Genomic DNA, 24,110 nt, shown 5'->3' with positions numbered 1-24,110 from the left:
CTGGGCAAATGCATATGTTATAAATAAAACCAAGTAAGACTATTGGTTTTCTGTATAATAACATTTAAGAGAGTGGGAGTGCAATTATGGGGAGAGAATTTGTCGAAATCTTTGATGAGTGGGTGCATACGTATGATGCCTCAGTCGGTGGAGAAGATCCAGAATATGCAGCAGTTTTTGAAAACTACAAGGATATTCTGGAGGCAGTCGCGAAGAAAGCGGTAAGCCCTGTAGTTGAGTTCGGAACGGGGACAGGCAATCTCACAGCTGCCCTATTGAATAGAGGGTTCAACGTGACCGGTATCGAGCCTAATGCTGCAATGCGCCAAGCAACAGAGAGTAAATTCCCGGAAATGACGCTGATAGATGGGGATTTCTTGGAATTCGATCTTCCAGAAGCAGTCGGCAGTTTTGTCAGCAGCTATGCTTTCCACCACTTAACAGATAGAGAGAAAGAGCAGGCAATCAAGCTGTACGCGTCCCTCTTGCCGAGCGGAGGGAAAGTTGTTTTTGCAGATACAGTGTTTGAATCGGAAGAGGCAAAACATGGACGCATCGTTTACGAAGAAGGCGAGGGCCACAAAAATCTCGTGGAAGATTTGAAGCGTGAACACTATACGGAGGTACCTGTACTAGAAGGATTGTTTCAGCAAAATGGTTTTGATGTAAACTTCACACGCCTAAACGATTATGTGTTCTTAATGGACGCAACTAAACAATGAAAGGGAGATTATCATGAAAAAAATGAATGTTGAAAGTTTTAACTTGGACCATACAAAAGTAGCCGCACCTTATGTTCGCTTGGCCGGAGAAAAAACTGGCGCGAACGGGGATATCATCAAGAAATACGATATCCGTTTTAAACAGCCGAACGAAGAACATATGGACATGCCAGGACTTCATTCGCTCGAGCACATGATGGCGGAGCATAGCCGCAACCATTCGGATCAAATTATCGACATCGGGCCGATGGGGTGCCAAACTGGATTTTATATATCGATGATCAACCACGATAGCTATGACGACATTCTCAGAATCCTGGAAGCGACGTTGGAAGATGTAATCGCGGCTGATGAAGTACCGGCTTGCAACGAAGTGCAATGCGGCTGGGCAGCTAGCCATAGCCTCGAAGGCGCGCACGAAATCGCCAAAGAAATGCTTTCTAAAAAAGACGAATGGCGCCAAATTTTCAAAGAAGAAACGGCGTAAGGAGACTCACCATGGACTACGCAACAGAAATTCAGCAATTAATCGGCCGCACGCCGGTTCTGGAATTGACGCACAGTGCGATTCCAAACGGCTGCAGGATATTTGCCAAGCTGGAATTTTTCAACCCGGGCGGCAGCGTCAAAGACCGCCTCGGTGTGGCATTGATTGCCGACGCAGAAAAACGCGGAGAGCTTCACCCAGGCGGCACGATTGTTGAGCCGACTGCCGGCAACACAGGCATCGGGCTCGCGATAGCGGCAATCGGCAAAGGCTACCGCTTGAAGCTGGTTGTCCCGCAAAAATTCAGTATGGAAAAACAGACGCTTATGCGTGCATTAGGTGCTGAAGTGATCAATACGCCGACCGCTGAAGGCATCAAAGGCGCCATCAAAAAAGCGACTGAAATTGCCGAGCAAGAAGGTGCGTTCATGCCGGCGCAATTCGCAAACGCCGCCAATCCTGATGCCTATGTCCAGACGCTTGGCCCTGAACTTTGGGAGCAGATGGACGGCAAGATTGATATCTTTGTTGCAGGTGCAGGATCAGGCGGTACGTTTATGGGAACTTCCCGTTATTTGAAAGCACAAAACCAGGCAATCAAGACCGTCATTGTAGAACCGGAAGGCTCAATTTTAAACGGCGGGGAATCCGGCCCGCACAAGACGGAAGGCATCGGCATGGAATTGATTCCGCCGTTTATGGATACGCAGTATTTTGAAGACATCCACACGATTACAGATAAAGAGGCGTTTGCAGCTGTGAGTGAACTTGCACAGAAGGAAGGTCTTCTTGTCGGCAGTTCATCGGGCGCTGCATTTGTTGCCGCTTTGCGTGAAGCGCAATCAGCAAAACCGGGCAGCCATATCGCCACGGTCTTTGCCGATTCAAGCGAACGCTATTTGAGCCAAGATATTTACGGAGCTCTTTTTGAGGAGGAACAGCAATGAAACCGAAAACTAGATTGATTCACGGCGGGATCTTCGGAGACGAAGCGACCGGCGCTGTATCGACACCGATTTACCAAGTGAGCACCTACAAGCAAGAAGCTGTAGGCAAATTCAAAGGCTATGAATATTCACGGACAGGCAATCCGACGCGCCATGCGCTGGAAGAGTTGATCGCAGACGTAGAATACGGGCATGCCGGATTTGCATTCGGTTCTGGGATGGCGGCCATCTCTTCTGTCATGATGCTGTTTTCAGCAGGCGACCACGTCATTTTGACGGATGATGTGTACGGTGGGACTTATCGCGTTATCAATAAAGTGTTGAACCGTTTCGGTCTTGAGTTCACGTTTGTGGATACAGGCGATTTGGAACAAGTGAAAGCTGCCGTTCAGGAAAACACAAAAGCGATCTTTATTGAAACACCAACCAATCCGCTCTTGAAAGTGACGGACATTGAAACAATTGCGACTTTTGCTAAAGGAAATGGGCTATTGACGATCGTCGACAACACCTTTATGACCCCTTATTTCCAAAACCCGATTTCTTTAGGCGCTGATATCGTCTTGCATAGCGCAACGAAATACATCGGTGGCCATAGTGATGTCGTGGCTGGGCTTGTTGTTGTCAATACAGCACAACTGGCAGAGGAATTGCATTTCATCCAGAATTCCGTTGGCGCGATTCTTGGGCCACAAGATTCGTGGCTGCTGATGCGTGGGTTGAAAACACTTGGCATCCGCATGGAAGAGACCAACACAAATGCACAGCAAATCGCTGAGTTCTTAGATGGGCATGAGACGGTCGAAGCGGTCATTTATCCGGGACTCGACAGCCATTCCGGCAAAGCTTTGATGGAAAAACAAGCACGCGGCTTCGGCGGGATGATATCGTTTGATGTCGGCAGCAAAGAAAAGGCCGATGAGCTGCTTGCCAAGTTGAAATACTTCACCTTGGCGGAAAGTTTAGGTGCAGTAGAAAGTTTAATCTCAGTTCCGGCCCAGATGACACATGCTTCAATTCCTGAAGACCGCCGTGCAGAACTCGGAATTACCGAAGGCTTGGTACGCATTTCTGTTGGGATTGAAGATGTGGAAGATTTAATAGGAGACTTGCAGCAAGCTTTAGCGTAATTTTTGTAAAAGCGGACATTTGTCCGCTTTTTTTTAATGGAGTTCTATAGATTTTATTAAAAGATAAAGACTGTTAAATCAGAATATTAATATAATTAGCCTATTAAATATACATCTTTGGTATATCTAATATCCTGTACTTCGGGTAGCGAAATAAATAATTTACCCTATTCAGCAAGAACGAAAGAAGTGGTAATATTTAGAAAGAAAAAATATTCAGATATTTCTGGAAGGAGATACATATACATGAAAAAAAGCAAGTGGTTCCCTATTCTATCAGCGAGCGCATTGGCGCTTTCCCTATATTCCCCAGCAGCAAGCGCTGCACCGGTTGAGGGGTTGCCGTCACTCGGCGCTTGGGATGAGGATCGCTATGGCGAACGCATCGATATCGACCAAGAATTAAACCGGTTAACGAATGATGAATCGTTCCAAAAAGAAGCAGAGCAGCGCATCAAGGATCAAGCTGGTGCATTGAATGATGAATCAGCAGACAATGGTGAAGAAGATAAGGCAAGCGAACATTTTACATATGACGGGGGCACGAAAAAATTCTTGAACCGCAATTTATCATTTAAGGATTTCACGCTTCGCAGCGTCGGCGATAACGTGGAAATCTGGGTCGCCAATGATTTAGCGTACGGGCCAAACAACCCGAAACCGGCGGACATCGTAACACAAGCGCAAGTGGATAAGCTGCGTGATGAATTCGACAGCAATATTTATCCTGTCGCAACCGACTTTTTCGGCACCCCGGATTCGCTAGATGGTTCAAACTCGCCGCTTCCTGGCATGGTCGGCCTTCCGGAAGGGTACTACGAAGGTTCGGATAAAGTGATCATGCTCGTCGATAACGTCCAGGACGAAGGCTGGAACAATCCATCCTATCCGTTCTTTGTAGCCGGTTTCTTCTGGCAGACGCTTGAAAATTACACGGACCGCAACATCGTCACTATCGACACGAATTCATGGGAAACGCGCTTGGAGAGCACGTTCTTCGGCACGACAATCCACGAACTTCAGCATTTGATCCAAGCCGATAACGATGGTGGAGAAGAAACATCGGTTAACGAAGGCATGTCAACATTCTCTGAATTCCTCGGCGGATACGGCCACGGTGAAGGATCAATCAACTTCTATTTGGACCACCCGGAAAACTCACTCGTCAACTGGGATGAGCACGGAACAGCGGCAACCGGTCCTGAAACAATCGCAGATTACGGTCAGGTCTACCTGTTTACACTGTATATGTATGATAAATTCGGCCAGGAGTTCATTCGCGAAATTGCAACGGATGGAACGACTCAAGGCATTGCCAGCATCGATAAGGTACTCGAAGACTATGGCACAGACAAAACATTCACTAAACTATACCAGGATTTCATGACGGCATTGACGCTCGATGATGGCACTATCAGCCCGGATTATAAGTTCGATAGCATTGATTTGCGCGAACTGCCAGTCGGTGACGGCGTCCGCGGCAAGACCGTCGACTTCGAGAAAGCAAAAACTTTTGAAAAAGAAGGCGTTCCAGCATGGGGCGGCGACTTTAAGGAATTCAATTTGGACCGCACTGTCCGCGGCATGAAGTTTGACGGCGTGGATTTCCTGCCATTGCAATGGGAAACGGTTGCCAATCCGCTTGACGCTTCTGAGCAAGTGCTTCATGCAAACAATGGCGACGAAGCAGATCAAGCCTTGATCTTCGGGGCGACGGTTCCGATTGCCAACCCGACTTTGAGCTTTGAACATTATTACAATATCGAAGAGCAATGGGATTTTGCAGCAGTCCAAGTGTCGACGGATAACGGCGAAACGTGGAAATCACTCGAGAACGACAACACGCGTTCCGATGTAGTGGAAGAAGGTTACCCGACGATCAAAGAGAACGTTCCAGGCTTTACGGGCAATAAAACGAATTGGTCTACAGAAACCTTCGATTTGGCTGAATACGCAGGACAAGATGTTTTGGTCTCGTTCCGCAACATGACTGACTGGGGTTCTAACGAAGCAGGCTGGTTCATCAAAGATATCCAACTAGGTGATTTCTCGGCAGATGGAACGTCGACAGAGCCATTCCAATCACTTGGCCAGTTGAAAGGTGAGTATGTCGACTTTACGACAACATTCATCCAAACGAAGAAAAATGGCAAGCAGCGTGTATTCAATGTTGATCCGTACAATGTAACGGAAAAAGAAGCGCTCGACTTGCAGCAAGTACTGCGCGAAGGCAACCTGAAAATGATCACTTCTTATGCAGCAGCGCCAGACCAAAAAGAAGCGAAAGAATTCACGTACGAAGTACTGTACAAAGAAGATAAAAGCAAAGGCAAAGGCAAAGGAAAAGGCAACAACAAAAAATAAGTAATTAGAGAGCGGGCAGCTGCCCGCTCTTTTTTATTGTCTTTTTTTACAGCTATATCCGTTGTTACAGCAAAGTGCGAAGCAAATACTTGAATATATAGTACAGCAGGTGTACTATATAAAAATAAAATAAGTACAGGGGGTATACTAATGTCTCAGGAATTATTCACTGCCTACTCAAAATTCAGTGAAGCCATTTTGGAAGTGAATGCATATGTAGCGGACGTATTTGCTAACCACGAAGTGTTAAAAGCCTATTCTCCACAACAATTGCAGACTTTGCGGATCATCAAAAAAAACCCGGCCATTTCCCAAAGTGAAATCGCCGATATTCAAGGTGTCTTTAAAACAGCCATCTCCAATCGAATCAAGAAATTGGAGCAAGCCGGCTTAATTGCCATATTAACGAATCAGGATTTACGAAAAAAAGCCATTTCAATTACTCAAAAAGGAACTGAACTATTGGTAGTAAGTGAGACAGTCATTTTTGAAAATCTAAACGATTTGCTGGCAGAACGCTTTACGGGTGACGAAATCATAAAATTCACGAGTCAATTGGACGAGATCGTCCATTGCTTAAAAATGGAGAAGGACGGCGACAAACGATGATTCATGAACTGAAAACGGTTTTCTCGAAAAAAATGCTTATCATCTCGCTAATCGCCGTCATGTTTTTGCCGGTTATCTACAGCGCTTCATTTTTGACATCCATGTGGGACCCATATGGAAAAACAGAGGATCTCCCGGTTGCGGTCGTCAATGAAGATCAAGCAGCCGAACTCGATGATGAAAACATCCGAATCGGCGAAGAAATTGTGGCGGAACTAAAGAACAACGACGATTTTGAGTGGCATTTCGTCAATAGCAGTGAAGCGCACGAGGGCGTAGTCAAAGGTGATTATTATGCATCCATCACCTTGCCACAAGATTTTTCCGCTAACGCAGCCTCTCTTTTAACTGACAAGCCGGAGGAGATGACCTTGGATGTGGAAACCAATCCAGGCTATAGCTATTCCGGAAAATCAATTGCGGATCAAAGCATCTCGGCCGTAGAAACCACTGTGGCATCCCAAGTTCGGGAATTATATACCGAAAAAGTATTTGAAACAGTAAATGAGATGAATGAAGGCTACAAAGAAGCTTCATCCGGTGCAGAGGAGTTGACGGTTGGGTCACAGCAACTGGCAGAATCTGCAGGACAAGTAGGAGGTGGCATGGAAGCCCTTGCCGGACAATCGCCTTCACCTATCGCTGCAGAGCTGGCTAAATTGATAGAAGGCAACAAGCAAATAAGCCAAGGAATCGATGAGTTGGGAAGCGGATCGGCAAGTTTGAGTGATGAGCTGTCCGCAGCGTCGGAAAAAATTTCAGCTTATGCTTTTGAAACGGTAAATGCGGAGCTCATCAGCGAACCCGTAACGGTCAATAAAGAAACGGTAACGGAAGTCGAAAACTACGGACAGAGCTTTGCGCCTTATATCATTGCGCTCAGTTTATATGTCGGGGCAATCGCTTTTTCTACCATCTATCCTTTCCGGACACGCGATCAGGAATCAACCACACTGATTAGTTGGTGGGGCAGCAAGCTATCGGTCATATTGGCGCAAGGAACGTTCCAAGCGACTTTATTGGCCGTATTCATCTTAAAAGTATTGGATATCCCGGTTGAAAATATGGGGTCCTTCTTGCTGATTCTCTTTGTGATCTCGAACACATGGATGTTGATCTTGTCCTTTTTGGTTGCTGCATTCGATAAAGTAGGGAACTTCCTAGGAATCTTGCTATTGGTGCTGCAACTTGGTGCCAGTGAAGGAACGTTTCCCATCCAATTGACGAATGGTTTTTTCCAAGCCGTTCACCCGTATTCCCCGATGACATATGCAATCAAAGCGTTGAGGGAATCAATTTTCGGTTTTGAAGGGAACGTCCCGTTTGAACAGGCCATTTGGATTCTTGCAGCTATTTTATCGGGGATGATTTTGCTGTTAGGGGCTGTCTATTACTACCGATTCCAAAAAGAAATGAAAACTGCATCTGAACTAGCATAAAGAGGAGCGGGCGTCTGAGGCCTGCTTTTTCTTTTGGAAAAAATGGCGGTGTGATAAGATGGAGTCAGAATTTGTTTTTTGAAAGGAAGAGGACTGTGTCGAAAAAATTAGATGCGTTTTTGGAAGAAAACTTAACGGAATTGAAAGACCAAGGCCTATATAATGAAATCGATCCGGTAGAAGGCCCAAATGGAGCGATCATCAAAATCGGCGGCAAGGACCTAATCAACTTGTCATCGAACAACTACCTAGGGCTTGCGACTGACGAAGGTTTGAAAAAAGTCGCGATCGAAGCAATCGAAAAATACGGTGTCGGGGCAGGCGCTGTCCGTACCATCAACGGAACACTTGACCTTCACGTGCAATTGGAAGAGAAATTGGCTGAGTTCAAAGGAACAGAAGCAGCGATTTCATTCCAATCCGGCTTTAATTGCAATATGGCAGCCATTTCTGCAGTTATGGACAAGAACGATGCGATTCTTTCCGATCAATTGAACCACGCCTCGATCATCGACGGCTGCCGCTTGTCGAAAGCGAAAATCATCGCGTTCAAACACTCGGATATGGAAGATCTTCGCCAAAAAGCGAAAGAAGCGACTGAATCCGGCCAATACAATAAAGTCATGGTCATCACAGACGGCGTCTTCTCTATGGATGGCGACATCGCGAAACTTCCGGAAATTGTGGAAATCGCAAAAGAATTCGACTTGATCACTTACGTGGACGACGCGCACGGTTCAGGCGTCACAGGCAAAGGAAAAGGCACCGTGAAACATTTCGGCTTGGAAAAAGAAGTCGATATGCAGATGGGCACACTTTCGAAAGCAGTCGGCGTTGTCGGCGGTTATGTAGCCGGCAAGAAGCAATTGATCGACTGGCTGCGTGTGCGCTCCCGCCCATTCTTGTTCTCAACAGCGGTGACACCAGGAGACGTTGCAGCGACGACAGCTGCGGTCCAAAAAATCATCGATTCAACAGAACTGCACGACAAGCTATGGGACAACGGCGATTATTTGAAAAAAGGCTTGAAAGAGCTTGGCTTTGATATCGGCGATTCTGCCACGCCAATTACGCCATGCATCATCGGCGACGAAAAATTGACTCAGCAATTCTCGAAACGCTTGTTCGAAGAAGGCGTCTATGCGAAATCGATCGTCTTCCCGACAGTCCCACGCGGCACAGGCCGTGTACGCAATATGCCAACAGCGGCACATACGAAAGAAATGCTCGACGAAGCGATCGAGATCTACGCAAAAGTCGGCAAAGAACTGAACGTCATCAAATAAGACCAAACCCGCACAGCTCATGGAGTTGTGCGGGTTTTTTGATCTTATGAAATAGGAAATGTGAAGAATGGAGATTGCGCTCCAAGGGGCATGCTTGGGGCTCGCAGGATGCGACAGGGCGTCGCCATTTCGAAGATAGATAATAATAGAGCCGTAAGTGGAAGAGATTACGCTGCAAGGGGCACGCTTGCCGAGGGGCGGGTGTTGAGCCAATGTGCCGCAAAGAGCGCGGCACAATTGGCTCGCCAGCCCGCTCGGTCCCTCAGGCGTCGGCCCCTTTCCGCTTCATCTCTAGTTTTAGAGATGAAATATATTTCTTCTTGCACTGATAAAAAAGTGAGAAGCATTGATTAGCTTCAAACTTTCAAATTACATAGCAGGCGATTCATCTCACTACCAAGTCCAACTAAGCGTCTCCACCAACGGATGCACCCAATCAACAGCGACACTTTCTAGCACCTAATATCCAATGAAATCTAACAGCCGAACCGCGCACAAGGGCGAGCCGAAGCAATAAGACAAGTGCTCTTCTTGGCTTATTGCGGGAGGCATGCCCAAAGCGGGAGGCGGCTGCTTCGTGATGAATGAATCAATAGGCGATTCATCTCACTATCAAGTCTAAATAAGTATGATCCACCAGCGGATGAACGTGTGAAAAAGAGATACTTCATCACTCAAGAAATCCAATGAAATCTAACAGCCGAACCGCGCACAAGGGCGGGCCGTAGCAATGAGAAAAGTGCTCTTCTTGGCTCATTGCGGGAGGCCAGCCCAAAGCGGGAGGCGGCTACTTCACGATGAACTGATCAACAGGCGATTCATCTCACTATCAAGTCTAACTAGGCGTCTCCATCAGCGGATGCACCCAATCAAGGGCGATATTTATTCACATACAATATCCAATGAAATCTAACAGCCGAAAAGCGCACAAGGGCGAGCCGGAGCCATAAGACGAGCGCTCTTCTCGGCTTATGGCGGGAGGCATGCCCAAAGCGGGAGGCGACTGCTTGAAGATAAAACAACCAATGAACAATCCATCTCGCTCACTTGCCCATCCCTTTTCCGGTCAGCTTACACTAAAATCCCCCTCCAGCAATAAGCTGAAAGGGGGAATATGCTTTATTATTCTGCAGAATCGGTTTCTGCTTGCTGGGCGTTGAAATAGATGGAAGCGAACACTTTTGCGGTCGTATTCATCGCGTCTTCATTGAAATCGAAGTTTTCGTGATGATGCGGATAGACGAGCGCTTCATCTGCCATTTTTGCCCCGATGAAAAAGAATGCGCCTGGTCTCGCTTGGGTGTAATATGAAAAATCCTCCACTGGCATGATCGGATCGATGTCGATGACATTGTCTTCACCGACGATAGGTCGTGCGGAAGCGCGGACGATTTCTGCCGCACCCGGGTGGTTCCACAGCGAATCGTAGCCGGTCTCGACAATTACTTCGGCGCGAGCACCCATGGCAGCGGCGACGTTTTCTGCGACTGAACGCACACGTTCGCTGGCGAGCTTGCGCAGTTCCGGGTCGAATACACGGATGGTGCCTTCCATGACGGCTTTGCTTGGAATGACATTGTCAGCATCACCCGCATGGAATTTGCCGATCGACACGACGAGTTCTTTCAATGGATCGGCATTACGGCTGACAATCGATTGCAAGGCGACCATAATATGGCTCGCAGCAAGGATCGGATCGATGCCGGTATGAGGCTCGGCGCCATGGGTCCCGGCGCCATAGACGGTGATTTTGATGGCGTCTTCGGAAGCTTGCAAGTAGCCATCGCGAAGATAGACTTTGCCGGATTCCATTTTGCTTTGGAGATGCGCGCCGAACACGAGATCGACGCCATTGAGGCAGCCATCTTCGATCATCGCGCGTGCACCGCCAGGCGATAACTCTTCACCGAATTGATGGATCAGCACGATTGTCCCGGGCAGCTCATCTTTTATCGCCATCATCGCTTTTGCAAATCCCAAGAGACCAGCAGTATGGCCATCGTGTCCACAAGCATGCATGACGCCTGGGACCATCGATTTGTAAGGTGCATCTTTTTGGTCATCAATCGGCAACGCATCAAAATCTGCACGAAAAGCGATCGTCTTGCCGGGTTTGCCGCCACGGATGGTCCCAACGACGCCCCGTCCGCCAACGCCTCGACGCACTTCAACACCCATTTCCTCTAAACGTTCCGCAATATAGGCAGGCGTTTCGACTTCCTGATGGGATAGTTCGGGGTGCATATGCAGATGGCGGCGAATATCCACCATGTCCTGTTGCAAGGAATCGATCAATGTGTCGGTTTGATTTAGTAAATTCATTTTCGGCAAACTCCTTTATACTACAAAAATTTTAAATTACACTGACGCCATTATACGCCGTATTTTAGCAAGCTTCCAAATTATTGCGCTATTTATAAAACTTTTATAGTATAATCATACACGACTACTTATAAATGGGGGGCTTCATTATGAAAATTATACAAGCACGATTGCATGCAGTGCGTTTTCCTTTGCATGAACCATTCATTATCTCCTATGCGACCTATCCGGATATGCCGTCTTTGATTCTTGAACTGGAGACGGATAACGGTTTGGTCGGATACGGGGAGGCTGTACCGGATGAGCATGTAACAGGCGAGTATTTTACGGCGAGCTACGAAGTGCTGAAGGGATTGTTCTTGCCGGCCGTGATTGGCATGAACCCATTCGATATTGAAGCGATCCATCATAAAATGAACGGAATCTTGGCTGGTAATCCGGCGGCGAAGGCCGCAGTCGATATCGCTTGTTACGATTTAATGGGCAAAGCTGCGGGACAGCCGGTCTATAATTTACTTGGCGGGCAGTCAAAAGAACATTTGTCCTATCCGCGCGTTTTGAGCATCGAGTCGCCTGAAATCATGGCATCAAAAGCAAAACAAGCCGTCGAAGCGGGGTATGGTTCGTTGAAATTGAAAGTAGGGGCAGACAATGCACAATTGGACGTGGAACGTATTTTGGCCGTGCGGAATGAAGTGGGACCAGATATGCCGATCCGGGTTGATGTCAACCAGGGCTGGAAATCGGTCGGAACAGCTGTTTCGGCGATTCGCCAACTTGAAATGGCTGGGGTCAGCTGGGTCGAGCAGCCGATCCGCATGGGCGATATCCGCGGCTTAGCCGAAGTGAGGCAAAAAACAGCCGTTCCGATCATGGCAGACGAAACGGTACAATCGATGGAAGATTTGCTTGAAATCATCCGTCTCGATGCAGCCGATGTCATCAACATTAAACTGATGAAATGCGGCGGCATTTTCCATGCGGTGCAAATGGCGAAAACGGCAGAAGCGGCGGGCATGCTGTGCCAGATCGGTTCGATGGTGGAATCATCGGTCGCTTCAAGTGCCGGATATCACGCGGCGATGGCACGGATCAATATCGAAAGCACAGAACTGACAGGGCCGCTGTTATTCAGTGAAGAAATCGGCGACTTGAAGTACGAGCATCCACATGTACTCTTGAGCGGCAAGCCAGGACTCGGCATTGAAGTCGATCCGGAGAAGCTGAAGAAATTGGCGGTCGCATCTTGTATAGTAGGAGGCCAACCTGCATGACGATAAACCTGCAATTTTTGCTTATCAATACGGGGACGGCATCACCAATTCAATCATTCCGACATCTGCTTCTTTAATGGGATATTTGGCAGTAGCTGGAATCCCTTATGAAAAATGGGTGAAATTTGTTTGGAAACTGGTCCTCGTTTGGTTAGCGATTGCGCTTGTCGCACTTGTGGTTGCTGTTATGATCGGTGTTTCCTGAATAACATGAAAAACCCTCGGCGCTTGAGCGCCGAGGGTTTTAAATAGTGTCTGTGTTTTGGATTAGGTTCAAAAAGCGCTGTGTCCGTTCTTCTTTCGGATGATTGAAGACTTCGGCTGGGGTGCCGCGTTCAACGATGCGTCCAGCATCCATGAACAGTACTTCGTCTGCGGCGCCTTTAGCAAAGCGCATTTCGTGGGTCACGACGACCATCGTCATGCCTTCTTGGGCCAAATCTTTCATGACTTGCAGTACTTCTCCAACGAGTTCCGGGTCAAGTGCTGAAGTCGGTTCGTCGAACAGCATGACTTTCGGTTCAAGTGCCAGCGCACGGGCGATGCCGACGCGCTGTTGCTGGCCGCCTGATAGCTGATGTGGGTACGAATCGGCTTTATCCGACAGACCAACTTTCTCGAGCAATGCCAATGCTTTCTTTTTTGCTTCCGCTTTGTCCTTTTTCTGGACAGTGAGGGGGCCTTCTAAAATATTATCAAGTGCGGTCATATGCGGAAACAGATTGTAATGCTGGAAGACCATCGCCGATTGCTTGCGGAAGGCCATGATTTGTTTTTTCGACATCGGCTTCGAGAAATCAGCAACAAGCCCGCCGATTTCAACAGTGCCATCACTTGGTTTCTCCAAAATATTGAGGCATCGGAGAAAAGTAGTTTTTCCTGAACCGGAAGGACCGATGACGACGATGGTCTGTCCTTTTTCGACGTCAAGATCGATACCTTTCAGCACTTCCAGCTCGCCGAAGCTCTTATGCAAATTTTTAATTGAAATCATAATAAACTCCTATCTCTGGATCAATGTGGATTTAACGGGAAACATAGCGGTCAAAACGATTTTCCAATCGCCCTTGGACGAGTGACAGCAAGAAGCAAATGATCCAGTAGATCAAGGCTGCCTGCCCGTAAAGCAGCAGGAACTCGTAATTAGTCGCAGCGATCTGCTGGGCGACGCGGAACATTTCTGTCACCAAAATCAATGCAGCAAGAGAGGTATCTTTGACCAGGCTGATGAACGTGTTGGATAGTGGTGGCACCGAGACGCGCGATGCTTGAGGCAAGATCACGCGCCGCAAAGTTTGTGAATAAGACATGCCAATCGTATCGGCTGCTTCCCATTGGCCTTTTGGAATCGACAAGATCGCTGCGCGGATGACTTCAGAGGCATAAGCGCCGACATTCAAAGAAAACCCGATAACAGCTGCTGGGAATGGGTCAATGGTGACACCGACCGTCGGCAAGCCGTAAAACAGGATAAACAATTGAACAAGCAGCGGCGTGCCCCGGATGATCGAAACGTAGACGCGCGCAATCCATTGGAAAATCCGGACGGTGGAAATGCGGGCAAGTGCAGTGACGACCGCCAGGAAGAGCCCGAGTATAAAAGAAATGACCGAAAGCGGCAAAGTGAATTGCACAGCCGCTTCGATCAAAGGCAAGAAGGAGGACTGGGCGATGTCGCCTAGCCGCTCCAACCGTTCAGGGTTTGAGAAAATACTATTCAAGTACATTTTCGCCGAACCACTTATTGGAGATTTCTTCGTATGTGCCGTCTTCGATCATTTCAGCAAGAGCCTCATTTGCTGCTTCGACGAATGTTTCGTTGCCTTTTCTGAACAATAACGCACTTTGCGCCGCATCGTCAGATTTATCGACGACTTTGATGCCTGCGTCCGGACGTTGGTTCTGGAAGTCTAGGACCGTCAAATTGTCATTGATCGTCGAATCGACACGGCCCGATACCAATAACTCGATTGCCTGGTTAAAGCCTTCAACACTTTCAAGTTCTGCACCGTAGGAAGTAGCTGTTTCGGCGTAATTACTTGTCAATGATTGCGCAGAGAGCTTGCCTTCCAAATCATCAAAACTTTGGATTTCTTCATTGCCTTCAGCTACAACAAGAACTGCTGTTGAAGTGATGTACGGATCTGAGAAATCATAGCTTTCCTGACGTTCTTCGTTAATGCCGACTTGGTTGGCGACCATATCAAAACGCTCGGCATCGAGCCCTGCGAACATCGCATCCCATTGCGTTTCAAGGAATTCCGCTTCGACACCGAGACGGTCCGCGACTTCACGGGCAATTTCCACGTCAAAGCCTGTCAATTCTCCGCTGTCGTCATGGAATGTGAAAGGAGGGTATGTTCCTTCAGTCCCGATGACCAAAGTTCCTTCTTCCTGGATTTCGGCGAGCAAGTCCGTTTCGCCTTCTGAGTTGTTTGAGTCTGTGTTGTCTGCGCTGTCGGAAGATCCGCAAGCTGCTAGAAATAATGCAGCTGCGCCGACCGGCAGAAATGCCCATTGTTTCTTCATCGGTGGTTCCCCATTTCATTAAATTTTTGCCTTCATGGCGTTGTTGTTCTATTTAAACATAATAAAGCTTACCTGTATAGTAGGTTTAATCGGCTGTGTAAAATAAGCAAAAGCCATTGTTTTTTTAAAGAGAACAATTTATAATTAATTTAACGAAAAGCTTGATATGAAAGCATTTGAAAAGACAGCGTTGTCTTTTTAGAGTGGACAAATGTTTTATAGAAAAGGAGTGCTTGAAAAATGAAACGAATCATGGTGACAGGAGCTTTAGGGCAAATCGGCTCAGAATTAGTAGGCAAATTACGTGAAACTTATGGTGCGGAAAATGTATTGGCGACCGATATCCGGCCATCCGATAATCAAGACGGTCCTTTCGAAATCTTGGACGTGACAGATGCAGAACGTATGTTGACTTTAGCGCGTGACTTCGATGCCGACACAATGATCCATATGGCAGCGCTATTGTCTGCGACTGCAGAAGAAAAGCCACTGCTTGCATGGAACTTGAATATGGGCGGATTGGTCAATGCCCTTGAAGCGGCCCGTGAACTCGATATGCAATTTTTCACGCCAAGCTCGATCGGCGCATTCGGCCCTTCAACACCGAAAAACGACACCCCGCAAGACACGCTTCAACGGCCGACAACAATGTACGGTGTCAATAAAGTAGCAGGAGAATTGCTGTGTGATTATTACTTCACGAAATTCGGCGTCGATACCCGCGGCCTTCGTTTCCCTGGCTTGATCTCCAACGTGGCGCCTCCAGGGGGCGGAACGACCGATTACGCTGTGGACATCTATTACCAGGCAATCGAAAAAGGAAGCTACACCTCCTATATTGCTGAGGGCACCCGCATGGACATGATGTATATGCCGGATGCGCTTCAAGCGATCGTCGACTTGATGGAAGCTGATGCAGACAAGCTCGTTCACCGCAACGCATTCAACGTCACGGCGATGAGCTTTGAACCTGAAGAGATCGCGGCATCAATCCGCAAGCATCTCCCGGATTTCAAATTGAGCTATGATGTCGATCCAGCGCGCCAAGCAATCGCAGCCAGCTGGCCGGATAGTATCGATGCCAGTGCCGCAAAAGACGAATGGAACTTCAAAACTGAGTACGACTTGGATGCCATGACGGCAGACATGCTGGAAAAATTAAAACAAAAATTGCAGCAAGCATAATAAAAAGGCGCTTTTCCGAAACCGGAAAAGCGCCTTTTTATTGAGTTAAAACAATAAATGTGCAACACCCGCTATAATTGGCAAGGCGATAATTGTACGAAGCAGGAAGATAATAATTAAATCCACTATATTCACTGGAATCTTAGAACCGAGCAGCAGTCCACCAACTTCGGACATATAAATTAACTGGGTAACAGACATAGTAGCGACAACAAAACGAGTCATCTCAGACTCAATGCCAGCACCTAGAATAGCTGGTAAAAACATGTCCGCAAATCCAATGACCATCAATTGGGCAGCCTCAGCAGCTTCAGGAATTCCGAGTAAGTTTAAATAAGGCTCGAATGGAGTTCCAAGTATGGTGAATGTTGAAGTATACTCAGCAAGAATGAGTGCGATCGTTCCAAATGCCATTACAACAGGAGCGACTCCAATCCACATATCAAGAACGTTTTTGAATCCATCTTTAAAGAAGGTAACTACTGATCGATTGCGATCTGCTTTTTCTAATGCTTTTTCGATACCATGTGAAGCGACATTGTAACCTTTGGGTACGTCTTCTGTTTGAGAATCTTGTGCAGAGCCATCTATAAAAGTAGTAGGTTTGTTAGTTAGAGGGTAGATCCTTGGCATAATTAGAGCAAGTAATACGCCAGTAAGAATAACAGTTCCATAGTACGGAAGGAAATAATTTGCAAGACCGATTTCGCCAATAACAACAATAGCGAATGTAATTGATACTACTGAAAAAGTTGTTCCAATGATAGCGGCTTCTCGTTGCGTGTACTTATTTTCTTCATATTGTTTATTAGTTAAAAGTACGCCGATAGTCCCGTCGCCTACCCATGATGCTAATGCATCGATTGATGAACGACCAGGCAGTCGGAACAGAGGGCGCATAATTTTCGACATCATTGTACCAAAGAATTCTAGAAGCCCAAAATTCATCAATAATGGAAGTAGAAGTCCAGCAAATAAAAAGATTGTAAACAAGAAGGACAATAATCCGTCCTCACCATCTAATAAAAGACCACCTGTTGCATCGCTCCAGATAGCTTCTGGACCAACTTGAAAAAGAACCATAAATGCAAAAATAGCTGCCACTAATCTAGTTATTGTCCAGAATAAATTAACATTAAACAATTTGTTGAAAAATGCTACATTCCCATCAGTAACTGGTTTCTTTGTTATGTACAACAATGATCCTACAGCAGCGATAGTTAAAAGAATTAACAAAATCCACGGGACGATAGAGGTAATTTCTCCAGCCATCCAATTTGCTAAGACTGCAATAGTAACCATCCATTCTGTATCACCATCAGCATTTGTTGTGGGCACTGGAACAAGGAACAACAAGATCCCCAGGAATGACGGAATCAGGAATAATAACCAAGTAGAAGCTGAAAACTTTTTCAAAATAGTATTCCCCTTTTCTTTTTAATGTATGAATAAACGCATATTATACTAATTATACAACACCCTCCCCTTTGGAACCGCTGTCATTAGTAATGTTTATATTATCTGAAAACAGAAGAAAATAATAGTATTTTTGAGAAAGAAAATCTTATTGCTGAATATGGATAATATTGGCGGAGCATCTCCAGCTGTTTATTTTGGGTAGAAAGAGGAATAACGATACTGCTTGACCTGAGATTCGTCAGAAGGAATCTCTGAAGAAGTGTTTTGGAGAACAAAAAAATCCCGCCTAGCAGGTCTTTTCGACGTGCGGGGCGGGATTTGGCGGCATCCTACTCGAAATCCTGGTCCCAGCGGTAAGCGTAGAACCGTTCAAGGGTCAGCCAGTTTTCGGTTTCGGTATCGCCATTCTGCAGCTTGTGTTCCATTTCCTCGAGCATCCAAGCAGTTTGCGAAATATGGGCTTTCATTGAATTCATCTTATGCTCACGTACGGGCTTGATATCGTAGACGATGTCAGGCTCACCGAGCACACCCAGCGTATTGTTGGCGAATGCCACGCAATGAAGTTTCGGGCGGTCTTCCATGCGACGCACAGCACGAACTACGGCGCGCGCTGTTGCTTCGTGGTCAGGATGTACGGCAAAATCCGGATAGAACGTGATGATTAGGGAAGGGTTGGTCTCTTCAATAAGTTCTTCCATCATGCGCACCATTTTTTCATCGTCTTCGAACTCCAGGGTTTTATCGCGTAGGCCCATCATACGAAGGTCTGTCAATCCCATCGCTTCCGCAGAAGCAAGCAGTTCTTTTTTGCGGATAGCAGGCAAAGATTCACGCGTCGCAAACGGCGGGTTGCCAAGATTGCGGCCCATTTCGCCAAGCGTCAAACAAGCGTATGTAACGGGAGTTCCTTGTTGAATGTGTGTGGTAATCGTTCCCGACACTCCGAACGCTTCGTCGTCGGGGTGGGGGAAGATGACCAGTACATGTCGTTCTTTCGGGATGGTCATTATAATTCCTCCTTAATAGCTGAACGGTGTTTTGCTGAGTTGCAGCGCCACCGCCAATTTTCCAGATCCGTCGTGGCCGGCGAGCAGCAAACGGCCTTCTTCATCGATTTCAAAATGGGTAATGCCTTGTGCGTAAACCCAGCCATGCGGCAATTTCAGCCCGACGCGGTGTGGGCTGTCGCCGACAACTTTGCCAAGTTCGAAGTTGATGACGACATTGCGGATAAATGCGCCGGCATTGAAAAAGCCTTCATTGAAATGGCTGGCATAGCTGCCATTCGTTGTTTCCAGATGAAGGTAGACATCCTTGCCGACGAATGAATCGATCGCTGCTTGGAGTTGATTGACTTCTACTAGTTCCATGGTGTTCCTCCTAATTAAATCGGTATTCTATCAGTATAAGGAACTGCGCGGATGAATGCGATTAGTACGCACTGCGTTATGAAGAATAATGGGCGAACATTGAGCGGCAATATTCCCAGAAAGGATGCAAGCTTTCGCTTTAAAATACCTTTATTCGGATAAATGAACAGATAAAAAAGGAGGGCGCTTTGGCACCCTCCTTCTGATAAACTATTGGATTACAGTTCCACAACTTCCACTTCTGCTTTGTGGAATTTATTTGCCGCTCCATGCATGACAGGACCAACGTATTCGTTTAGCTTCCAGCCGTGCGCAATCGCTGTAGAGACAAAGATTTTCGCGTTGTAGACCGCATCTTTGACCGATTGGCCATTGGCAAGGTTGGCAGTGATCGCTGCAGCGAATGTGCAGCCAGCGCCGTGGTTGTAAGTCGTATCGGTTTTCTCGGCTGTTAAGAGGTAATGCTTTTCTCCATCGTATAGAAGGTCGGCTGCTTTTTTGTGCTTCAATTGTTTGCCGCCTTTGATGACCACGAATTTCGTTCCGTGTGCGTGGATTTTCTCTGCCGCTTTCTGCAAGTCTTCAACGGTATGAAGCGTGCCGAGCCCGGACAATTGGCCGGCTTCGACCAAGTTCGGTGTGACGACTTTTGCGTGCGGCAGCAAGTATTTGACCATCGCATCGACATTTTCAGGGAATAGCACTTCATCTTCGCCTTTGCATGCCATTACTGGGTCGATGACAACATCGGTGATACCGGATGCTTCGATGGCCTTGCCAGCCATCTCGATGATATCAACAGTCGGCAGCATGCCGGTTTTCAAGGAGTCGATCCCTGTCGAGAATGCCGTTTTCAATTGGGCATCGAGCGTGTCGAGCGCAATCGGGTGGATGCCATGGCTCCAATGGTTATCCGGATCCATCGTAACGATGACCGTCAACGCATTCATCCCGTATGTGCCGTGTTCCTGGAACGTCTTCAAGTCGGCCTGGATGCCAGCGCCGCCGGAAGTATCGGATCCTGCAATGGTGAGTGTCTTTTTGAGTGTCATAAGTCAATCTCCTTTAGGCTATTTAGTCGTTGAAATAATTTTATAGAAATTTCGATCCATTTACAACGGTTTGGGCCTGTGCGGCCAAGCTAAAGCAAGCACTGTCGCAATGGAAGCGAGCGAAAACAATAGCGTTATGCCCCCGATAACCCAATGGCCGCTAGTGAATAGGCCAATTGCCATCACTAATGTTAAAATGGCTGCTATCACAATTAAACCGATCAGGCAGCCCATGCCTGCGCGTTTCGCGCTTTCAGGAGCACTATCGCCTTTTGTTTTGGAAATATCAGAAACCCTTTGCCGCCAGTCTGCCATATGCTTTTCGCTCCTTTTTTCCATCGTAACACGTGGAACTCGTTAATTGAAGCGCTTGCAGACCGAGATGGCCAAGGGGAAATCGGGTATTGAAAAGAAAAATGACTTATCAAAGGAGAAGATCCAATGACTAAACAAATTTTCAGCAATGACTGGCAGGAAATTCTAGGGAAAGAATTCGGCAAAAGCTATTACCTGGAATTGAGGGAGTTCTTAAAAGAACAATATGCTAATGAAACCATCTATCCGGTAAAAGAGAATATTTGGAATGCCTTTGAACATACGGCTTACCGAGATGTCAAAGTGGTCATCCTTGGGCAAGACCCTTATCATGGGCCGAACCAAGCGCATGGCTTGAGTTTTTCCGTGCAGCCAGGCATACCCCATCCACCGAGCCTGCGTAACATTTTCAAGGAGCTTGCAGACGACATCGGCTGTGGAAAACCGGCGGACGGAACTTTGACGAAATGGTCAGACCAGGGCGTGCTAATGCTCAACACCGTCCTGACAGTCAGGAAGGGGCAAGCACATTCACACCAAAAAAGAGGTTGGGAGCAGTTCACGGACGAAGTGATCCAGAAACTGTCGGCACGAAAAGAACCGGTCATTTTCATTTTATGGGGCAAGCCGGCACAGATGAAAAAGCGGCTGATCGATACGGAAAGACACGATATCATTGAAGCGCCGCATCCGAGCCCACTGAGTGCACATCGCGGATTCTTCGGCAGCAAGCCGTTTTCAAAAGTGAACAAGCTGTTACAATCGCGCGGCGAAGCACCGATTGATTTCTGCCTGGACTGACGAATCCGGCAGGCACGTGGTAAACTGGATGGGACTAACAGCGAGAGGGGCCATGACACATGGGCATCGAAACGACACGCATTTTAGACGAAATCGATAAGCATACCGCCCGCGCAAGGGAAGGCGAACCTGAAAAGATCCGGGAATCCCTTGCCGCTATCCGCGCCTTATGCGACCTGCTTCTCGAAGACGGCATGCAAGCGCCGAAAAAACCGCGTGCCATGCCGCTTGCCGCAACGGAAACGGTGAACCGCCCCCAGTCGGTTCCAGCGGCGACAAGGCTTCAGGAAGAAGGGGCGAACGGCGATTCGCTTTTTGAATTTTAATATGAAAAGAGGACGAAGCAAATGAAGTTTTTCTTAATAGCGGGAGCAGTCAATGGGCTACTAGCCGTCGCTTTAGGCGCTTTCGGGGCGCATATGCTCGAAGGCCGCGTAGCGGATAAATATTTAGATACATGGCAAACCGCAGTGCAATACCAAATGTTCCATTCCATCGGCTTGATTGCTGTCGCCATTTTGATGAGCACAGCACTCATCGGCCCGCTCGGTTCACTCAACTGGGCCGGGTATTTGATGCTTGCCGGCATTGTGATTTTCTCAGGCAGCCTGTATGTCTTGAGCTTGACGGGAATCAGTGTGCTTGGCGCAATCACACCAATCGGCGGCGTTGCGTTCATCGCGGGATGGATTATGCTTATCATTGCCGCATCGAAAGCATTGTGAGTCGAAAAAGAAAACTGCCTGCATGGCATATGCAGGCAGTTTTTTTTGAACTCACTTCACTGAGTTTAATAAGGACTTTAATTTTTCGGGATCATCCACTTTCAATGCGATTTGCGAGATGGGGCGCGTCTTGCCGAAAAACAGCACTGCTTGCTGGGGCACGTTGAAATCGATTACGACTTGGGGTTCCGGTTCTTCAAAATCTTTGGCGACAAATTCCAGTGCATCGGCCTCTGGTTTTGCACCCCAGCGCACCGCTGCAATCGATTCGATCGGTGCACTGATTCGTTTGTTCAACCCTAACGATACATTCAAGTTTCCACCTTTGATGGTCAAGGGGTTCAATCGGGTGGCTTGAATATCGCCAATGAAATAAATGACGCTATAGACATTCAAGATGAGCAGGACAATAGAGAGTACAGCGGATTTATCATGGAGCCACCAATGGATACCGAGGGTCTCGATGACAATGGCGTGGATGAGCATGATGTTAAATGCGATGGAACTGGTGTTTTTATGGAGCGTGATGGATGTCGGGTCTTCTGGGGGACGTTTTTTCCATGTGAAGAAGGCATAGTAAAACGCAAGCGCTTCAGACAGCACGATATGAACGAGTGGATTCGGTTTGATGTTCTCATGCACTGCAGGAAATAAGCTGAACAGAGGGCTGCCCGATTGTTTGCTCATGGAACGCCGTATTTTAGGGATGTGGATGAGCAATATCACGAGCAAGGCCAGTTCTGCCGCCAACACAGATATTTCGATTATGAGGCCCATGTAGAATAGGGGGGCGAAAGGTTCGAAATACAGCGCTGGGATGATAAAGCGCGCGGCAATCAACCCCGTCGCTATGACCGCAAGCAATTGTTTCGCGTTTATGCGGAAAGAGAGCAGCCACAATAAAGGGATGACGATCGCAAAATCAACTAAAGAGCCGACAACGAGCCAAAAGCTATCTTCAGGTATCACACTGGAAGAAAAAGGGGAGCGGTAGACTAAGAAATTGCTGATGAGTACGAGAAACAAGAAAGCAAAAGTCCATCTTGCATAGCGTGTCTGGCGCATCATGAACATACAAACACCTCGTTTTTCTTTTAGTATACCCAGCAAATGAAAGGTGTCGATAGGAAAAGTATGGCGAAAAATAGAAATTATGCTCAAGTTTTATGGCATGGAATGCAAAAAAACGCCGCATCCTTCAATTGGGATGCGGCGTTTATCATACACTTATACTTCTAGGAATTTTGCGGTTTTTTCTTTGTCGAGAATCGTGCCGACATAGAATGAACCGAATTCACCGTAGCGTGCGGACACTTCATCGAAACGCATTTCGTAGACAAGCTTCTTGAATTGGAGAACGTCTTCTGCAAACAACGTGACGCCCCATTCGTAATCGTCAAATCCGACAGAGCCGGAAATGATCTGTTTCACTTTGCCTGCGTAGCTGCGGCCGATTTTGCCGTGCGACAGCATCAAATCTTTACGCTCTTGCATTGGCAGCATGTACCAGTTATCGTTGCCTTCACGGCGCTTGTCCATCGGGTAGAAGCAAATGTACTGGGAGCGTTGAAGCTCTGGGTACAGGCGCGAACGGACATGCGGATTTTGGTAAGGGTCTTCATTGCTTTCGCCTGATAGGTAGTTCGACAGTTCGACGACAGAAACGTAGGAATACGTCGGCACTGTGTAGGCGATCAAGGTCAATTTATTGTATTCGGTTTCGAGCTCGCGCAATTCATCCATCGTTTCACGCAATAACATAAGCATGAGGTCGGCTTTTTGGCCGATGATGGAATAAAGGGCGTGGGCACCGGTTTTGTTTTCGTCAGCTTGGTTAACTTTTTCCATGAAATTATTGAACTCGTCGATTGCGAATTGGCGCTCTTCGTCGTCGAGCATTTTCCAAGCGACCCAGTCCATCGAACGGAAATCATGGAGCACGTACCAGCCGTCTAATGTGATTGCTGCTTCATTCATCAGTAGAACACTCCTTTTATGTGAATCTCTCTTTCACAGTTTATCATATGCAAGACGCAAGTTCCTATCCGAATGCGGCCCGTCACCAATTTGACATGGGCGCAGCGCCTTTGCAGCCTGCACTGAAAAGGGTAAACTGAATACAGCGAACTTA

The 24,110-nt window shown here is 47.3% G+C and carries 24 protein-coding genes and 1 pseudogene; 14 read left to right on the top strand and 11 right to left on the bottom strand.

Translation table 11 applies throughout. The annotated features are described in order from the left end of the window. The first annotated feature begins 86 nt into the window (after window positions 1–86). From KTG14_RS08925 to KTG14_RS08890, 8 genes are all read left to right on the top strand, one after another. Complete coding sequence (locus tag KTG14_RS08925; RefSeq protein WP_216970600.1) at window positions 87–722, top strand: class I SAM-dependent methyltransferase; 636 nt, start codon at window positions 87–89, stop codon at window positions 720–722. A gap of 13 nt (window positions 723–735) precedes the next feature. After that, window positions 736–1,209: an S-ribosylhomocysteine lyase gene (locus KTG14_RS08920; RefSeq protein ID WP_216970599.1), complete on the top strand. Its 474-nt coding sequence runs from the start codon at window positions 736–738 to the stop codon at window positions 1,207–1,209. Between the two features lie 11 nt (window positions 1,210–1,220). After that, window positions 1,221–2,156 (top strand): PLP-dependent cysteine synthase family protein, encoded by a 936-nt coding sequence (locus tag KTG14_RS08915; protein ID WP_216970598.1) that lies wholly within the window; start codon window positions 1,221–1,223, stop codon window positions 2,154–2,156. Further along, window positions 2,153–3,286 carry a bifunctional cystathionine gamma-lyase/homocysteine desulfhydrase gene (locus KTG14_RS08910; RefSeq protein ID WP_216970597.1) on the top strand — a complete coding sequence of 378 codons (1,134 nt, stop codon included), beginning with the start codon at window positions 2,153–2,155 and terminating at the stop codon, window positions 3,284–3,286. Before KTG14_RS08915 ends, KTG14_RS08910 begins: the two co-directional genes overlap by 4 nt. Before the next feature lie 246 nt (window positions 3,287–3,532). Continuing rightward, window positions 3,533–5,650 carry an immune inhibitor A domain-containing protein gene (locus KTG14_RS08905; RefSeq protein ID WP_216970596.1) on the top strand — a complete coding sequence of 706 codons (2,118 nt, stop codon included), beginning with the start codon at window positions 3,533–3,535 and terminating at the stop codon, window positions 5,648–5,650. A 150-nt stretch (window positions 5,651–5,800) separates the two neighbouring features. Continuing rightward, window positions 5,801–6,259, top strand: a complete 459-nt coding sequence (locus KTG14_RS08900; RefSeq protein WP_216970595.1) for a MarR family winged helix-turn-helix transcriptional regulator — start codon at window positions 5,801–5,803, stop codon at window positions 6,257–6,259. Beyond that, entirely contained in the window at window positions 6,256–7,698 is a 1,443-nt protein-coding gene (locus tag KTG14_RS08895) for a YhgE/Pip family protein (protein ID WP_216970594.1), read from the top strand. The genes KTG14_RS08900 and KTG14_RS08895 overlap by 4 nt, the downstream gene beginning before the upstream one ends. 95 nt (window positions 7,699–7,793) lie before the next feature. After that, window positions 7,794–8,984: a glycine C-acetyltransferase gene (locus KTG14_RS08890; RefSeq protein ID WP_216970593.1), complete on the top strand. Its 1,191-nt coding sequence runs from the start codon at window positions 7,794–7,796 to the stop codon at window positions 8,982–8,984. A 1,122-nt stretch (window positions 8,985–10,106) separates the two neighbouring features. Here KTG14_RS08890 and KTG14_RS08885 read toward each other — a convergent pair. Further along, a complete protein-coding gene (locus tag KTG14_RS08885) occupies window positions 10,107–11,306 on the bottom strand; it encodes a M20 metallopeptidase family protein (protein WP_216970592.1) in 1,200 nt (399 codons plus the stop codon). A 149-nt stretch (window positions 11,307–11,455) separates the two neighbouring features. Between KTG14_RS08885 and KTG14_RS08880 the strand changes: the two genes are divergently transcribed. Beyond that, complete coding sequence (locus KTG14_RS08880; protein WP_216970591.1) at window positions 11,456–12,580, top strand: mandelate racemase/muconate lactonizing enzyme family protein; 1,125 nt, start codon at window positions 11,456–11,458, stop codon at window positions 12,578–12,580. Between the two features lie 10 nt (window positions 12,581–12,590). Continuing rightward, window positions 12,591–12,785: pseudogene (locus KTG14_RS08875) on the top strand (YfcC family protein); the annotation flags it as partial. 39 nt (window positions 12,786–12,824) lie between these two features. Here the strand turns inward: KTG14_RS08875 and KTG14_RS08870 are convergent. The 3 genes from KTG14_RS08870 to KTG14_RS08860 are packed head-to-tail and all read right to left on the bottom strand — an operon-like array spanning window position 12,825 to window position 15,109. After that, a complete protein-coding gene (locus KTG14_RS08870; protein ID WP_216970590.1) occupies window positions 12,825–13,574 on the bottom strand; it encodes an amino acid ABC transporter ATP-binding protein in 750 nt (249 codons plus the stop codon). 31 nt (window positions 13,575–13,605) lie between these two features. Next, the gene (locus tag KTG14_RS08865; RefSeq protein WP_068464337.1) at window positions 13,606–14,307 is read right to left on the bottom strand and encodes an amino acid ABC transporter permease; all 702 of its coding nucleotides are present in this window, start codon (window positions 14,305–14,307) and stop codon (window positions 13,606–13,608) included. After that, complete coding sequence (locus tag KTG14_RS08860; protein WP_216970589.1) at window positions 14,294–15,109, bottom strand: amino acid ABC transporter substrate-binding protein; 816 nt, start codon at window positions 15,107–15,109, stop codon at window positions 14,294–14,296. The genes KTG14_RS08865 and KTG14_RS08860 overlap by 14 nt, the downstream gene beginning before the upstream one ends. 240 nt (window positions 15,110–15,349) lie before the next feature. Between KTG14_RS08860 and KTG14_RS08855 the strand changes: the two genes are divergently transcribed. Next, a complete protein-coding gene (locus tag KTG14_RS08855) occupies window positions 15,350–16,294 on the top strand; it encodes an L-threonine 3-dehydrogenase (protein WP_216970588.1) in 945 nt (314 codons plus the stop codon). Window positions 16,295–16,339: 45 nt separating this feature from the next. On the opposite strand, the gene KTG14_RS08850 is transcribed toward KTG14_RS08855, so the two are convergent. The 5 genes from KTG14_RS08850 to KTG14_RS08830 all read right to left on the bottom strand — a co-directional run bounded on the left by KTG14_RS08850 (window position 16,340) and on the right by KTG14_RS08830 (window position 20,453). Further along, window positions 16,340–17,710, bottom strand: a complete 1,371-nt coding sequence (locus tag KTG14_RS08850) for a YjiH family protein (RefSeq protein WP_216970587.1) — start codon at window positions 17,708–17,710, stop codon at window positions 16,340–16,342. A 332-nt stretch (window positions 17,711–18,042) separates the two neighbouring features. Continuing rightward, window positions 18,043–18,723 (bottom strand): bacillithiol biosynthesis deacetylase BshB2, encoded by a 681-nt coding sequence (gene bshB2 / locus KTG14_RS08845; protein WP_216970586.1) that lies wholly within the window; start codon window positions 18,721–18,723, stop codon window positions 18,043–18,045. Window positions 18,724–18,735: 12 nt separating this feature from the next. Beyond that, window positions 18,736–19,086 (bottom strand): YojF family protein, encoded by a 351-nt coding sequence (locus tag KTG14_RS08840; RefSeq protein WP_216970585.1) that lies wholly within the window; start codon window positions 19,084–19,086, stop codon window positions 18,736–18,738. A 218-nt stretch (window positions 19,087–19,304) separates the two neighbouring features. Then, the gene (gene thiD, locus KTG14_RS08835) at window positions 19,305–20,138 is read right to left on the bottom strand and encodes a bifunctional hydroxymethylpyrimidine kinase/phosphomethylpyrimidine kinase (protein WP_216970584.1); all 834 of its coding nucleotides are present in this window, start codon (window positions 20,136–20,138) and stop codon (window positions 19,305–19,307) included. 60 nt (window positions 20,139–20,198) lie between these two features. Then, complete coding sequence (locus KTG14_RS08830) at window positions 20,199–20,453, bottom strand: hypothetical protein (RefSeq protein ID WP_216970583.1); 255 nt, start codon at window positions 20,451–20,453, stop codon at window positions 20,199–20,201. A 126-nt stretch (window positions 20,454–20,579) separates the two neighbouring features. Here KTG14_RS08830 and KTG14_RS08825 point away from each other — a divergent pair, with 126 nt between their 5' ends. From KTG14_RS08825 to KTG14_RS08815, 3 genes are read left to right on the top strand one after another with little or no spacing between them, the layout of a single operon-like run. After that, window positions 20,580–21,254 carry a uracil-DNA glycosylase gene (locus KTG14_RS08825; RefSeq protein ID WP_216970582.1) on the top strand — a complete coding sequence of 225 codons (675 nt, stop codon included), beginning with the start codon at window positions 20,580–20,582 and terminating at the stop codon, window positions 21,252–21,254. Window positions 21,255–21,313: 59 nt separating this feature from the next. Continuing rightward, window positions 21,314–21,580, top strand: a complete 267-nt coding sequence (locus KTG14_RS08820) for a YwdI family protein (protein WP_216970581.1) — start codon at window positions 21,314–21,316, stop codon at window positions 21,578–21,580. A 21-nt stretch (window positions 21,581–21,601) separates the two neighbouring features. Continuing rightward, on the top strand, window positions 21,602–21,979 hold the full coding sequence (locus tag KTG14_RS08815) for a DUF423 domain-containing protein (RefSeq protein ID WP_216970580.1): 378 nt from the start codon (window positions 21,602–21,604) through the stop codon (window positions 21,977–21,979). A 51-nt stretch (window positions 21,980–22,030) separates the two neighbouring features. On the opposite strand, the gene KTG14_RS08810 is transcribed toward KTG14_RS08815, so the two are convergent. Beyond that, complete coding sequence (locus KTG14_RS08810) at window positions 22,031–23,047, bottom strand: beta-carotene 15,15'-monooxygenase (protein WP_216970579.1); 1,017 nt, start codon at window positions 23,045–23,047, stop codon at window positions 22,031–22,033. Window positions 23,048–23,206: 159 nt separating this feature from the next. Continuing rightward, a complete protein-coding gene (gene hemQ, locus KTG14_RS08805; protein ID WP_101191342.1) occupies window positions 23,207–23,956 on the bottom strand; it encodes a hydrogen peroxide-dependent heme synthase in 750 nt (249 codons plus the stop codon). Window positions 23,957–24,110: the final 154 nt, after the last annotated feature.

This window comes from Planococcus sp. CP5-4_YE, from assembly GCF_019042655.1.
Taxonomy (GTDB): domain Bacteria; phylum Bacillota; class Bacilli; order Bacillales_A; family Planococcaceae; genus Planococcus.
Note: the sequence above shows the minus strand (reverse complement) of the source record. Positions and strands in the feature narration are given on the sequence as shown.

Bases quoted from the DNA above. Each gene is read 5' to 3' on its own strand.
- KTG14_RS08925 (WP_216970600.1), top strand. From the start codon at position 87: ATGGGGAGAGAATTTGTCGAAATCTTTGATGAGTGGGTGCATACGTAT.
- KTG14_RS08920 (WP_216970599.1), top strand. From the start codon at position 736: ATGAAAAAAATGAATGTTGAAAGTTTTAACTTGGACCATACAAAAGTA.
- KTG14_RS08915 (WP_216970598.1), top strand. From the start codon at position 1,221: ATGGACTACGCAACAGAAATTCAGCAATTAATCGGCCGCACGCCGGTT.
- KTG14_RS08910 (WP_216970597.1), top strand. From the start codon at position 2,153: ATGAAACCGAAAACTAGATTGATTCACGGCGGGATCTTCGGAGACGAA.
- KTG14_RS08905 (WP_216970596.1), top strand. From the start codon at position 3,533: ATGAAAAAAAGCAAGTGGTTCCCTATTCTATCAGCGAGCGCATTGGCG.
- KTG14_RS08900 (WP_216970595.1), top strand. From the start codon at position 5,801: ATGTCTCAGGAATTATTCACTGCCTACTCAAAATTCAGTGAAGCCATT.
- KTG14_RS08895 (WP_216970594.1), top strand. From the start codon at position 6,256: ATGATTCATGAACTGAAAACGGTTTTCTCGAAAAAAATGCTTATCATC.
- KTG14_RS08885 (WP_216970592.1), bottom strand. From the start codon at position 11,306: ATGAATTTACTAAATCAAACCGACACATTGATCGATTCCTTGCAACAG.
- KTG14_RS08880 (WP_216970591.1), top strand. From the start codon at position 11,456: ATGAAAATTATACAAGCACGATTGCATGCAGTGCGTTTTCCTTTGCAT.
- KTG14_RS08870 (WP_216970590.1), bottom strand. From the start codon at position 13,574: ATGATTTCAATTAAAAATTTGCATAAGAGCTTCGGCGAGCTGGAAGTG.
- KTG14_RS08865 (WP_068464337.1), bottom strand. From the start codon at position 14,307: ATGTACTTGAATAGTATTTTCTCAAACCCTGAACGGTTGGAGCGGCTA.
- KTG14_RS08860 (WP_216970589.1), bottom strand. From the start codon at position 15,109: ATGAAGAAACAATGGGCATTTCTGCCGGTCGGCGCAGCTGCATTATTT.
- KTG14_RS08855 (WP_216970588.1), top strand. From the start codon at position 15,350: ATGAAACGAATCATGGTGACAGGAGCTTTAGGGCAAATCGGCTCAGAA.
- bshB2 (WP_216970586.1), bottom strand. From the start codon at position 18,723: ATGACCATCCCGAAAGAACGACATGTACTGGTCATCTTCCCCCACCCC.
- KTG14_RS08840 (WP_216970585.1), bottom strand. From the start codon at position 19,086: ATGGAACTAGTAGAAGTCAATCAACTCCAAGCAGCGATCGATTCATTC.
- thiD (WP_216970584.1), bottom strand. From the start codon at position 20,138: ATGACACTCAAAAAGACACTCACCATTGCAGGATCCGATACTTCCGGC.
- KTG14_RS08830 (WP_216970583.1), bottom strand. From the start codon at position 20,453: ATGGCAGACTGGCGGCAAAGGGTTTCTGATATTTCCAAAACAAAAGGC.
- KTG14_RS08825 (WP_216970582.1), top strand. From the start codon at position 20,580: ATGACTAAACAAATTTTCAGCAATGACTGGCAGGAAATTCTAGGGAAA.
- KTG14_RS08820 (WP_216970581.1), top strand. From the start codon at position 21,314: ATGGGCATCGAAACGACACGCATTTTAGACGAAATCGATAAGCATACC.
- KTG14_RS08815 (WP_216970580.1), top strand. From the start codon at position 21,602: ATGAAGTTTTTCTTAATAGCGGGAGCAGTCAATGGGCTACTAGCCGTC.
- KTG14_RS08810 (WP_216970579.1), bottom strand. From the start codon at position 23,047: ATGATGCGCCAGACACGCTATGCAAGATGGACTTTTGCTTTCTTGTTT.
- hemQ (WP_101191342.1), bottom strand. From the start codon at position 23,956: ATGAATGAAGCAGCAATCACATTAGACGGCTGGTACGTGCTCCATGAT.